Genomic DNA, 12,598 nt, shown 5'->3' on the forward strand with positions numbered 1-12,598 from the left:
GTGGGCGGCTACGGTGAGGGGCGCCAGCCCCGGGCAGGGGGCGTCGACGCGGATGAACAGGCGAACCCTTCAGAGGCTTCCCCTGCATGGGAATGTACGATGAAGGTCGGGGTGGGGACAGGTGCGCACTACTCCGGACCAGGGAGGATGACGCCGCAGTGTTCGGCGAGCGCGCGCCGCAGCGCGGCCTCGTCCGCGAGGGGCTGCTCGGTCCGGGCGCCGCCGCGGGTGAGGACGAGCGTGCCTTCCTTGATGGTGACGCGCCCGTCCGGCGTCAGCCGGGTGCACAGCCGCCGCTGGGTGAAGATGGAGTCCGGGGAGGTCTGGTGGTAGCGGCACATGCCCTCGAAGTCCGCGAACTGGCGGGGCTCGAGGGAGAGGCGGTACTCCGGCTTCCAGCCGGAGGGCTTCTCGCTCCAGAGGACGAGGTCGTCCCCCTCGGGTGAGAGCCGGTAGGCGCGTCCGGCGCGCACCTGGACGTCGTGGGTGTCCAGGCGCAGGGGCTCGGTGAAGCACTCACCAAAGCCGACATCCGCGAGCCAGCGGCCCTGGCCGTCCTCGACCTGGAGGGCCAGGTGGTCGAAGTCGGGGCCGAAGGGGGGCTGGCCGGAGTCCGTGGCCACGCCCGCGGACAGGAGCGTCACGCGGTGGCCCAGCGCCGTCAGCAGCCGGGCGAAGAGGCCGTTGAGCTCGTAGCAGAAGCCGCCGCGTCGCTGGACGACGACCTTCTGGAAGAAGGCGTCCGTGTCGAGCCGGATGGGCCGCTTCAGGTGGATGTCCAGGTTCTCGAAGGGCACGGCCTCCAGGTGGGCCCGGTGCAGCCCCGCGAGGGACGGCTCCGGCCCCACGCCGATCCGCTCCAGGTAGCGCGCGACGTCGAACATGGGGCCATGTCTAACGCAGGTGGGATTGACGAGGCGAGGCGCATGGGACGGCGCCTCGCCTGCCATCTTGCTGACTACCGCGCGCTGGACGTGGCGGGGGCCTTCTTCAGGAAGTCCCGGACGCTCTGCGCGTTCATGCTGGCGGACGCGGCGCAGAGGCGGATGGACTCCAGGGCCTCGGTGAGCGCCTGGGGCGCGTTGTCCAGCTTCGCCGCGCGAGGCCCGAGGAACGCCTCCGCTTCGGCGGCGCTCGTGTCGTCACACAGCGTGCCCACCAGGCCGATGAGCCCGGCGACCTCGTCCGGGCGCATCCGGCTGGCGAGCGCGTCGAAGTGCTCCTGGAGGAACGCCCAGGCGAGCGCCCGCGTCTGCGCCACGGTGATGAACCCCGTGAGGATGGGCCAGGTGTCACGCACGTCGAACTCGCTTCCCGTCACGAGCGCGAGCGCCTCGCGCACGAGCGCCGGGTCCCGGAAGGCGCCCAGGGTGGTGAAGATGCGGCTGCGCTCGGTCCGGTCCTCGGTGGCGCGGGCGCGGGCGACCAGCGTGTCGAAGAAGGCCTTGTCGCCGTTGCGCGCCGCCACGACCAGCGCGAGGGGGACGGCCTCGGGATGGACGGCCTTGCGGTCCGCCAGCCACGCCTTCACCAGCCGGTTGGCTTCCCGGACCAGGACCGGGTCCTCGCCGCGCAGCGCCGCCAGCGACAGGAGCCCCGGGCGCTGGGCCTTCACCGCGTCGTCATCTCCGGGCCTGGGCTCCCAGCCCAGGGCGCGGGCCCGCGGGCCGTACATCGCGGCCACCCACTTCCGATAGCGCGCGCGCTCGTCGTCGGACAGCCGCTCCGGGTGCACGAAGCCCAGCAGCGAAGCGCCGCGCTGCCGGATGAGGCGGTGCTCCGCCCTGGCCGTGGTGGGGACGTGGCGCAGGACCTCGCCCAGGGGCAGGTCGCCCCGGCGCACCCCGGCCTCCATGTCGGACAGCAGCGTCAAATGCTCGCGCACCGTCAGCGCGCGCTCGGGCGCGGCCAGCACGCGGGAGAGCTGCTGGGGCGTGTAGCCGGAGCGGTAGTAGCCGGTGCCGCCCGCGTTGAGCAGCACCCAGGACGGGCAGCTCTTGCCGGGCAGCTCCAGCTCGTGCGTGGCCCCGGTGAGCATGGTGCACGTGCGCTCGGACGTGTTGCCGGAGCCGGCGCGCACGCACACCGGGATGGTCCACGTCTGGTCCTTGCTGGCGGTGGAGCCCGCGGGGACGTAGCGCTCCTGGGTGAACTTCAGCTTCGCGGGGGCGCCCGGCTGGCATTGCAGCTCGGCGGCGACGCGCGGCGCGCCCGCCTGGTCGATGAAGCTGCGGAAGGCGCGGGCGACGTCCGGCCCCGCGGCGGCGGACAGCGTGGCGGCGAAGTCCTCCGACGTCGTCACACCCCACTCATTCTTCTTGATGTGACCGCGGAGCAAGTCGCGCATGCGCTCCTCGCCGAGCCACGCCTCGAACATGTCGAGGATGGCCGAGCCCTTGGCGTACGTGGTGCCGTTGTCGAACGCGCCCAGCACCTCGTCATGCGTGGTGGCGGGCTTGCGCACCGGCAGCGTGGCGGCGAGCGTGTCCGTCTCCAGCGCGAAGCTGGCGGACTGGACGCTCTGCTCCAGGCCGAAGCCCCAGCTCGTGTCGAAGGGGTCCACCGTCTTGCGGTCCAGCCACGAGGTGAGCGACTCGTTGAGCCAGATGTCATCCCACCAGTTGCAGGTGACGATGTTGCCGAACCAGTAGTGCCCCAGCTCATGGTTGGCGATGTTCACATACCACTTGCGGCGCGCGAGCGTCTCTTCACCGGGGCGGATGAGCGTCAGCGGCTGCCCGAGCGCCACGAGGCCCGGGTGCTCCATGGTGCCCCAGTAGCGGGGCACCACCGCGACGTCGAGCTTCTCGTAGGGGTACGGCATGTCGAAGTAGTCTTCAATCAGCGAGACGATGCGCGGCGTGACGCTGGCGGCGTAGGCCGTCTCCGCGCCGCGGCCGCGCGGCACGATGAAGCGCAGCGGCGCGGCGTTGCGGCCCGCGGTGCCCGCGTCCACGATGTCGAAGGGGCCCACCACGAACGCGACGAGGTAGCTGGGCATCGGCTTGCTCTCGGCGAACGTGACGCGCGCCAGCCCGTCCGGCAGCTTTTCGCGCGAGACGATGGGGTGGTTGGCGAGCGCGACGTGCTCCTCCTTGGCGGTGATGCGCAGCGTCCAGGGCACCTTGAAGCCCGGCTCGTCGAAGCAGGGGAAGGCGCGGCGCGCGTCCACGGGCTCGAAGAAGGTGTAGAGGTAGGGCTCGCCGTCCTCCTCCACGGCGTAGAGCCCCTGGCTGCGCTCGCGGTCCACCTTTCCGGTGAAGGCGAGGTGGATGCGGGCCTTGCCGGGCTGGACTGTCTCGGGGAGCAGCAGGCCGAGCCGCCCTTCGCTGGCGGTGACGGCGCGGGCCTCCAGGGTGCGGCCTCCGGCTTCGACGCGCGCCTGGGAGATCTCCATGTCCTGGCCGTGCAGCCAGATTTGCCGCGCGGCTTCGCTCACCTCGACGTCGATGCTGACGCTGCCGGAGAAGGTGGGCTCGGCGGGGAGCAGCTTCAGGTCGAGCGCGTAGCGCGTGGGGCGGACCGACTCGGGCAGCCGCAGCGCGGGAGGCTGGGGTTCGGGCCACTCGGGGGCGGTGGCCACGGGAGCCGCGGGTGTCGCCTCGGGCGCATGGGCGCAACGAATGACGGCGGCCGCGAGGAGAAGTGGGAGGAGCGAGCGCATGGGCTGACGCTAACGCCAGTCAGCCTCCGAGCCAGAATCCTTGAGTGCGGTTTCGGGCCGATGCGCGCGTCCGCCTGCTCCTGGTTGAAGTTCGCTGGACTTTAATGGTTCCAGTATTGTGGACTTTTAAAGTCCAGAGTGCTGAGAATCCTCCAGAGCCACGCTTTGCCTCCCGAGGACCTCATGCCTTCCACGACCGACAGCGGCAGACCTCCCGCGCAGTCTCGCGTTCCCCGTCCACCCGCGACTCCGGACGCACCCCAGCCCCTCTTTACGGTGGGCGGCGTCCGTTATGAGGCCGTGCGTGAGTTGGTGCGGATGCCAACGGGCGAGGTGCTCCTTCAAGCGCTCCGATACGCGCTGGAAGAGGAGGTGCCGGGGCGGTGCCTCGTGCGGCGTCTGCCCAGCCCTTCTACCTACGAGGAGCGCAAACGGCTCTCGGATGAAATTCAATTGGCCTTCCGGCTCAATCACCCCGGAATCGCCCAGGTCTTCCACCTGAAGATTCACCGGAACACGCCTCACGTCGTCATGGAGTACGTGGAAGGGCCCTCGCTGGACACGCTCGTGAGCGCGGGCATGGCCCGGGGCAGGCCCGTGTCCGAGGCGTTGGCCCTCTACATCGGCGCGGAAATCGCCGATGCCCTGCACTACGCCCACACATTGCGCGGCGAGGATGGCAGGCCGCTGGGCATCATCCACCGCGACGTCAACCCCCGGCACCTCTACCTGGGGGCGCACGGCGGGGTGAAGCTGGCCAACTTCGGGGCGGCCTACTCTCTCATGGTGGGGCGGCTGGAGTCCCCCGCCAATCTCGTCCGAGGCGACGTGGCCTACGCCTCCCCTGAGTACCTGGAGCGACTGCCGCTGTCCCCGGCCTCCGACATCTTCAGCCTGGGCGTGGTGCTCGTGGAGCTGCTGACGGGGAAGCACCTCTTCGACGTGGAGGACGTGCCGTCGCCCCCCGAGGGGCTGAGCTCGCTGCGGGCCGAGCAGTTCACGTCCCTTCCGCTCACGCAGATGCGCGTGCTGCTCTCCAGTTTCAGTCCGGCGGAGGTCGAGGCCGCGGTGGCGGGGCTGTCTCCGGATGTGAAGGCCCTTCTCCATTCAGCGCTACGCATCGTCCCGGATGAGCGCTTCGCGACGGCGGCGGACATGGGAGGCGTTCTGCGCGCGGCCCTGACGAAGCGGTACCCGTCCTATGGGCGGCAGGATGCCCGGCAAGAGGTCGCCCGCGTCATCGCGGAGGGGAGCTGCCTCCGTGACGTGGTGGAGTTCGGTGAGGCGGGCCTGTACCCGGAGGGATTGGACGCGCACGAACTCGGCGCGCTCGGGGAAGAAGATTAGCGAGTCAGGGCGTCGGCGACGTGGAGGAGCGCATCCAGCTTCTCCGCGTCCAACTTCCGCGCGAGGGCGAGCAGCCGGCGCAGCTCGGCCGTCTCGGCATCCAGGAGCGGCGCGCGCGAGGGCTTCTTCGCCGTCCCCTGGGGTGCCGTGCCAAGCAGGACTTCGGGGGAGAGGCCCAGGGTCAGGCTGAGGCGGTGGAGGACGGTGACGCTGGGCAGCACCTTCCCTCGCTCCATTCGACGGTAGGCGGGCTCCACCAGGCCCACGCGTTCGGCCACCTCGGCCCGAGTCATCCCCAACTTCTCCCGTGCTTCACGAGCGGCGGTGCCGATGGTGATTGCCAGTTCTTCATTCATGGAGCGTCCCAGCGGAGAGGAGGCCGAGCGCCGCTCGGCCCCGAGCCGCGTCCAACCGCCGCGCGCGGTGGAAGTGGCGGGCGGGCGGTTCTGTGTGGCGAGACATGGCGCCGGTGTATCTCAGCAACGGGTTGGGCTCCGCGTCCAGCACCACGCGGCGCGGATGCCCCTGTGCGGCCGTTCGCATGCCTTCTTCGTAGCTGACGTGAATGCTGGACGTCCAGGGTCTGGTGCTGGATGCCAGACGTTCAGCGACATGAGGCGGCAGGCGAAGGGAACTCCCCGCCGGGTCGCATCTTGGGTAGGTTGCGCGCCCGATTGGGAGGGCGTCCTCATGACCGAGGGCCGGAAAGCCAGGAGAAGGGCGCCATGAGGGTGAGGGAGCCTGCCCTCGCGGAGCTTTCTCCCGGAGCCCAGGTGATGGGCTACACGGTGGAGCGCCGGTTGGGCAGTGGCGGCTTCGGGGCCGTGTATCTCGCGCGGTGCGAGGGGCGGGCCTATGCGCTCAAGTTGTTGGACCTGGCGCGCGTGGGCGGGCGGGTGGAGCGCGAAGTCTCCATCCTGCTGAAGCTGGACCACCCCAACGTGGTGGGCATTCACGGCTTCGGGGTGTGGCCGGTGGCGTCCCCTACGCTCGGCGTCATCGTCATGGAGTACGTGGAAGGGCGGCAGTTGGACGTCTGGGCGTCCGAGGAGAACCCCTCTGCGCGGCAGGTGGCGCGCGTGGTGCTGGACGTGGCGCGGGCGCTGGAGGCTTCCCACGAGGCGGGAGTGCTTCACCGCGACGTGAAGGAGCTCAACGTCATGGTGCGCGCCTCGGATGGCGTGGCCAAGCTGGTGGACTTCGGTGTCGGGGACTACGCGGGGGCACCCGGAATCACAGTGGACATCCTCCCGCCAGGGACACCCGAGTACCGCTCCCCGGAGGCGTGGAGCTTCTTCCGGCGGAACGCCCGCGTGCCAAGGGCCTTCTTCACACCGGGCGCCTCGGACGACCTGTGGGCGCTGGGCGTGGTCCTCTACCGGCTCTTGACGGCGCGCCCGCCCTTTCCGACCGACCACTTCATGTTGGCGGATGCCGTCATCGCGAACGAGGCGCTTCCTCCGTGTCAGGTGAATGACCGGGTGCCCGTGGCGCTCAGCGAGGTGTGCATGGCGCTGCTGGCGAAGACGCCGGCCTCGCGGACGCCGAGCGCGGGGGCGCTTCGTGTAGCGCTGGAGGCGCTCCTTCAAGGAGCGGACGCGGCCTGGGACGTTCCGCTGTGCGACGCCTACGGCGAGGACACGGCGACGACGGAAGGGGGGATGGACAGTCACGAGCAGTGGCTGAACGAACCGCTGCGCCGGCCCCGGCGTGGGAAGCGGCCGAAGCGGGAGCTGCCGCCCCTGTGGGAGGGACCGGCTCTGCTGATGGAAGCGGAGGCCGCTGCGGCACGGACGCCAAGGCCCGTGCGCAGCTCCCGAGGCTGGCGCATGGGGGCCATGGCGTTGCTCGTGGGGTGCGTCTCAGCGGGGCTGGTGTGGGGCTGGCGCACGCCACGCGTCGCGGTGCCTGCGCCGACCCGTCAGGAAGTAGCGCGGCCTGGGAGTTCGTCCCAAGCTGTCCGCGCCGCAGCTCTCCCCTCTGGCGCGGAGTCCACCCCTGCGGCCGTCGCTGCCCCTGCGATGCTGCCCGAGGCCACACCCGTGAAGATGGAGAAGACCGAGAGCCCGACGCCACCGAAGCCCGCCAGGAAGGGCGCTGGCGCCATGCGAAGGCCGATTGTCGCCGCTGCGGCCTGTATGGGGTTGGCGTGCCCTGGCGCGCAGGTGCGCCCACCGCCTCCCCCTGAGCCGTGTCCTGAGCGCGCTGTCGAGGTGATGGAGAGGTTGGGCGTCAAGGTGGGAGACCACTGGGGCGTGACCTTTCTGGTCGACCATCCGCAGGTCATCAAGGTGACCGATGGCCCGGCGGAGCTGCGGCTGCTCGCTGATTGGAACCGCATGCCGGACGGCACGCTCTTCTCCGGGAGACTCATCGTGAGTGACCGGGTCTACGGGCGGTTCACCCATGCGCGCACCCGTGATGGGAAGCGCTTCCCCGTTTGCTTGGAGCTGGAATCCGAGTCCCTGGTGAAGGGCCTGGCGAGAGAGCCAGGGGATGACAGCCCCGCGTCGGCGCGCGTCTTCACGACTGGGGACGTGAGAGCGGTGGATGCGTTTGATTGATGCGGCGCGGTGCCGCATGAGGGAGTCGCGGACGGATGCGTGCAACATCACCGGTCATTCTCCTCCTGGTCGCGCTCGTGGCGGAGGGGGCCCAGGCTCAGGGAGCCCTGGCGTCGGGGAGCGGCGCTCGGCGCATTGAGCTGGGGCCAGATGATTCCGGGGCACTGACAGAGATCGCGGTCAGCCCCGGCTTGTCCACCGTGATTCTCTTCGATTCAGAACTGGCTCAAGACGGGGTCGCCGTGGAGGGGAGCAGCAGCTTCTCGAATGTCGACATCGGCCGCACGACGATGCGGTTGGTTCCCTCGGGGCGGGGGCAGCCTGGGGAGAAGTTCCGAATGTCGGTGCGGTTCCGCGACGGCGCGGCACCTCCTGGCGCGTCGTTCCTGCTGACAATTCATCCCGCACGCGCGGACAGCGTCGTCGAGGTGTATCGGAACGCGAGGACCGTGGAGTCGTACCAGCAGGAGGCGCGGGAGGCGCGCTCCGAGACGCTGCGCTGCATGGAAGAAAACGCGCGCCTGGTGGCGGAGCGTGGTGCCCCGGGGGGGCTGGCCGGACTGCTTGCGACAGGCGGCGTCGATGCGAACGGTGTGGCTGGCTGGAGCGTGACCAACACGGTTGCCTCAGACCCGAGGAACGCCCTCAAGCCTTTCAGGGTCCAGAGCTACCGCGCGAAGGCCCGCGTCGCGCTTGAAGTCTTACTGCATGACCTGCGGGGAGAACGGCCGTGGGTTGTCAGTGGCGCCACGCTTCGCGGTTCTCCAGGAACCGAGCTGAAAGTGCTCAATGTCTGGCAGTCATCGCCCATCACATCGGGCCAGACTGCCAGGGTGGTTGTCGAAGCGGAAGCGCCGGCCGAATCAGCACGCGGTGCATTCTCACTCAAGCTGTGGGAGGCCGACGGCCCCCGGACGGTCACGATTGGCAACGTGACGTTCCCCTGAATCGCCAGGTGGGAGCGTCTGCGTCATGGCGTCAGGCTTTGCCAGTGCAGCGGTTCACCTGAAAGTGTCAGGCATGTGTGCCAGGGTTTCCGCCGCTTGCCTTTCCATGAGGGAGGCGCGGGGGTGAGGAATGCGTGCTGGCCATTGGGTGGTGGGAGTCGCCCTGCTTCTCACGGGCTGCGCCGGGGTTGAGTCGTCGACTCGCAGGGAGACGTTCCATCAGCGCGCGGCGCTTCCGGGGGAGCGGTGGACCGCTTCGGGCGAGGACGCCGAGTACGAGCCCGAGGCCGAAGCGGCGGAAGGCGCGTCCAGGCAACCGCTTCACCGGCGCCACCTGTTCCGGGACGGGATGCTCCTGGGAGGGGCGCGCGGGCAGGAGGACGAATTCGACGTCCTGCTTCGCAACGCGGGACTCGAAGCACGGGACGCGCGGCCTGTTGCGGGCAACCCACTCACTCCGAAGCACGCGGCGCGACTCCTCCAAGCGTTGATGGGGAGGGACGTGACGCTGGGCCAGTTCCCTGCGCGGCTCGCGGTGGGCTTCCTGCTGCGGGAGGTGCTGGCGACGGGGGAGGTGTCGCGGGCCGAGTTGGTGCGCCGGGTGGAGCGCTTCAGGCACCTGGCGGTGCTGCGGCCAGACGGGCGGCTTGCGTGGGTGCGCAGCGGACGGACGCAGCAGCGGGTGGCGGACGTCGGGTGGAAGGACGGAGCCTTCCGCGCCCATGGCTTCGAGTTGGGGCGCTTCTACGACGGGCGGACGGGTGTCTTCCGGCTGCTGAATGATGAGCTGCGGGAGGAGAGCGGCTTCCCGCTGGCGGACGTCCACGATGATGCGGACGTCGTCAGCCGCACGCTGGACGGGGCGGAGGAGGCCTTCGTCGGGCTGGCCCTCGCGGTGGGGAAGTTCTTCTCGACGTCTCCGGCGGACAACCTCGAGGCACTTCGGGAGATGCCCGCCGCCGTGGTGGCGTTGCTGAAGTCGTCTCCCGAGTACCTGGAGCGCTTCCGGTACATGACGCGGGGCGAGCAGGTACAAGCCGTCTCCAAGCTGGTGACGAACCTCATCGCCACCTGGGGGACGGCGTCGGCCGCGACGCGTACGTTGGAGGGGACGGCGCTCGCCACGGCGGAAGTGCCCGCGCTCGTCTTGTCCGCCCAGGGCACCGTCGCGATGCGACTTGTGGCGGCGCCGGTGGGGCGCGCGGCGGCGGTGCTGAGCGGCGGGCCTGGGGCGGCCATCATTCTTCAGCGGGCGGGCACCGCCGCGAAGGACGGCGCACCGTCGAAGGGGCCCGGCCAGTGGGGGCCGGCGAAGGAGTCCATGTCCCCACGGGCCCGGCGCTACCAGGAACAAATCGCGGGACATTCAGCGGACGAGGCATACTGGGTCGGAGGCGTCGGCAGGGACAGGGGAGGCGTGAAGTTCGATGGGTTCGATGCAGGGGTGCTGCTGGAGGCGAAGGGGCCGGGCTATGCCAGGTTCTTCGAAGAACTCGACCCGAAACGCTGGTTCAAAAACTCGGGGGCGAAGGCTCTTGGCGAACAGGCGCTCCGACAGGTGAAGGCGGCCAAAGGGATGCCCATTCGTTGGCACGTAGCAGAGGAAACCGCTGTCCCTGCACTTCGGAAGCTACTTCAGGACAGAGGAATTAAAGGGATCGAGGTTGTTTTCACACCTCCCCTTTGATGAGGAGACGAGAGTGGTGGAGACTTACTATGCCGCTGCATACTGGCGCGCGCGCAAGGAATCATCGGATGAATGCGCATCTCGCGTGGTGGCCTTGCTCGAATCTATCGCTGGAGTTGAGGCGTCGTTCGCTAGCTGGTTCAGGCAGAGCAAGGCGCGAAAGGACGCTTGGAAAAAGCCGGTCACGCCCAATCAGGCTGAACTCGCAAAGGCGCTGGAGCGCACCAAGGATCGGCATCATGAAGATCTTGGTTATCGAATAGGCGGATGGAACGGCGCCTCTGAAGATTCCGACGCATGCAGTTTTGATGCAGCCGTGGGCATCTACTCCGAATGGGTTAACAACTTCTGGCTCTTTGAGCTGCCCATTCACGGTGCAAGTGCTGAACGCGTCTTGACGGCACGAGTTTTAAGCGGGCTTCTTAGGAGCATGGCGACAGCATTAGACCCTGATTGGGGTGTTGCCATGTCTCATGCACATCGGGAAATTGCCGACTCAACCGGACGGGCAAATGTCCAGATTGGGTGGGTGACGTACCTCGCGCGTCATCGGGGCACGGTGCCGCCGCTTCCTGCCCCCGTGCGCATCGAGCAGGTAGAGGACAAGGGCACCCTCATCGTTCTCACACCCGAGCGCTTCACGGCGGACAACCCGGAGCATGTGGCGCTGGCTGAGCGGGTGCGGGAGCTGCTGGACCGGGCCGGGCTCTTGAAGCCGCTCCAGGCCAAACCATAGGAGCGGATGAGGAGGCTCGGCATCCCTGGATGGATGCTTGGACGTGTCAGGCGCGCGTGCCAGGATTTCCACCGATTGCCTTTCCCTGAGGGAGGCGCGGGGGTGAGGAATGCGTGCTGGCCATTGGGTGGTGGGTGTCGCCCTGCTTCTCACGGGCTGCGCCGGGGTTGAGTCGTCGACTCGCAGGGAGACGCTCCATCAGCGCGCGGCGCTTCCGGGGGAGCGGTGGACCGCTTCGGGCGAGGACGCCGAGTACGAGCCCGAGGCCGAAGCGGCGGAAGGCGCGTCCAGGCAACCGCTTCACCGGCGCCACCTGTTCCGGGACGGGATGCTCCTGGGAGGGGCGCGCGGGCAGGAGGATGAATTCGACGTCCTGCTTCGCAACGCGGGCCTGGAAGCACGGGACGCGCGGCCTGTCGCGGGCAACCCACTCACTCCGAAGCACGCGGCGCGACTCCTCCAAGCGTTGATGGGGAGGGACGTGACGCTGGGCCAGTTCCCGGCGCGGCTCGCGGTGGGCTTCATGCTGCGGGAGGTGCTGGCGACGGGGGAGGTGTCGCGGGCCGAGTTGGCGCGCCGGGTGGAGCGCTTCAGGTACGTGGCGGTGCTGCGGCCAGACGGGCGGCTTGCGTGGGTGCGCAGCGGACGGACGCAGCAGCGGGTGGCGGACGTCGGGTGGAAGGACGGAGCCTTCCGCGCCCATGGCTTCGAGTTGGGGCGCTTCTACGACGGGCGGACGGGAGTCTTCCGGCTGCTGGACGATGAGCTGCGGGAGGAGAGCGGCTTCCCGCTGGCGGACGTGCATGATGATGCGGACGTCGTCAGCCGCACGCTGGACGGGGCGGAGGAGGCCTTCGTCGGGCTGGCCCTCGCGGTGGGGAAGTTCTTCTCGACGTCGCCAGCGGAGAGCCTCGCGGCGCTGAGGGAGCTGCCGGCCGGGGTGGTGGCGCTGTTGAGGTCGTCCCCCGAGTACCTGGAGCGCTTCGGGTACATGACCCGGGGTGAGCAGGTGCAGGCCGTCTCGAAGCTGGTGACGAACCTCATCGCCACCTGGGGGACGGCGTCGGCCGCGACGCGTACGTTGGAGGGGACGGCGCTCGCCACGGCGGAAGTGCCCGCGCTCGTCTTGTCCGCCCAGGGCACCGTCGCGATGCGACTTGTGGCGGCGCCGGTGGGGCGCGCGGCGGCGGTGCTGAGCGGCGGGCCTGGGGCGGCCATCATCCTTCAGCGGGCTGACACCGCTGCGAAGGACGGCGCACCGTCGAAGGGGCCCGGGCGCTGGCGGCCTGCCAAGGAGCACATGGAGGAACCTGCCCGAAGGTATCAGGCCCAGGTCGCTTCAGCGCCCGAGGGACAGGTTTACGAGATCGACAACGTGAAGTTCGATGGGTTCAACGGTGCCTCGTTGCTAGAGGCAAAAGGTCCAGGCTATGAGAAGTTTCTTGGGCAGGGTGTGGAGCAAGGAGGATGGTTCGAGGGGTTCATGGGCATGGTCAAACAAGCGAGGAGCCAACAACGTGTTTCCCGTGGGTTCCCCATTGAGTGGCACTGTGCGGAGAGCCGGGTCGCGGACTATGTGCGAGTTCTCTTCAGGCGAAACGGCTTGGGAAGAATCTCAGTCATCCACACGCCGCCGAACTGAGTAGGGGCTAG

The 12,598-nt window shown here is 69.0% G+C and carries 10 protein-coding genes; 6 read left to right on the top strand and 4 right to left on the bottom strand.

Annotated features, from left to right (window positions below):
* Nucleotides 1-128: 128 nt before the first annotated feature.
* Together MYMAC_RS06185 and MYMAC_RS06190 are read right to left on the bottom strand one after the other, a co-directional pair.
* Nucleotides 129-884 carry an arylamine N-acetyltransferase family protein gene (locus MYMAC_RS06185; RefSeq protein WP_095957405.1) on the bottom strand — a complete coding sequence of 252 codons (756 nt, stop codon included), beginning with the start codon at nt 882-884 and terminating at the stop codon, nt 129-131.
* Nucleotides 885-958: 74 nt separating this feature from the next.
* Entirely contained in the window at nt 959-3,664 is a 2,706-nt protein-coding gene (locus tag MYMAC_RS06190) for a M1 family metallopeptidase (protein WP_095957406.1), read from the bottom strand.
* Nucleotides 3,665-3,847: 183 nt separating this feature from the next.
* On the opposite strand from MYMAC_RS06190, the gene MYMAC_RS06195 reads away from it, so the two are divergent.
* On the top strand, nt 3,848-5,011 hold the full coding sequence (locus tag MYMAC_RS06195; RefSeq protein WP_095961487.1) for a serine/threonine-protein kinase: 1,164 nt from the start codon (nt 3,848-3,850) through the stop codon (nt 5,009-5,011).
* On the opposite strand, the gene MYMAC_RS06200 is transcribed toward MYMAC_RS06195, so the two are convergent.
* Nucleotides 5,008-5,367, bottom strand: a complete 360-nt coding sequence (locus MYMAC_RS06200; protein WP_095957407.1) for a helix-turn-helix domain-containing protein — start codon at nt 5,365-5,367, stop codon at nt 5,008-5,010. The two genes, MYMAC_RS06195 and MYMAC_RS06200, sit on opposite strands and share 4 nt — an antisense overlap.
* Nucleotides 5,360-5,554 (bottom strand): hypothetical protein, encoded by a 195-nt coding sequence (locus tag MYMAC_RS36660; protein WP_157757455.1) that lies wholly within the window; start codon nt 5,552-5,554, stop codon nt 5,360-5,362. The genes MYMAC_RS06200 and MYMAC_RS36660 overlap by 8 nt, the downstream gene beginning before the upstream one ends.
* Before the next feature lie 182 nt (nt 5,555-5,736).
* Here MYMAC_RS36660 and MYMAC_RS06205 point away from each other — a divergent pair, with 182 nt between their 5' ends.
* The 5 genes from MYMAC_RS06205 (at nt 5,737) to MYMAC_RS38295 (ending at nt 12,587) form a co-directional block, all read left to right on the top strand.
* Entirely contained in the window at nt 5,737-7,575 is a 1,839-nt protein-coding gene (locus tag MYMAC_RS06205; RefSeq protein ID WP_095957408.1) for a serine/threonine-protein kinase, read from the top strand.
* Between the two features lie 35 nt (nt 7,576-7,610).
* Nucleotides 7,611-8,522, top strand: a complete 912-nt coding sequence (locus MYMAC_RS06210) for a DUF2381 family protein (RefSeq protein ID WP_095957409.1) — start codon at nt 7,611-7,613, stop codon at nt 8,520-8,522.
* Between the two features lie 130 nt (nt 8,523-8,652).
* Nucleotides 8,653-10,209, top strand: coding sequence for a Tox-REase-5 domain-containing protein (locus MYMAC_RS06215; protein WP_170114703.1), 1,557 nt, complete (start codon nt 8,653-8,655; stop codon nt 10,207-10,209).
* A 13-nt stretch (nt 10,210-10,222) separates the two neighbouring features.
* Entirely contained in the window at nt 10,223-10,945 is a 723-nt protein-coding gene (locus MYMAC_RS06220; protein ID WP_239989373.1) for an immunity 52 family protein, read from the top strand.
* Between the two features lie 109 nt (nt 10,946-11,054).
* The gene (locus MYMAC_RS38295; protein WP_170114704.1) at nt 11,055-12,587 is read left to right on the top strand and encodes a Tox-REase-5 domain-containing protein; all 1,533 of its coding nucleotides are present in this window, start codon (nt 11,055-11,057) and stop codon (nt 12,585-12,587) included.
* Nucleotides 12,588-12,598 lie beyond the last annotated feature (11 nt).

Source organism: Corallococcus macrosporus DSM 14697, from assembly GCF_002305895.1.
Lineage (GTDB): Bacteria > Myxococcota > Myxococcia > Myxococcales > Myxococcaceae > Myxococcus > Myxococcus macrosporus.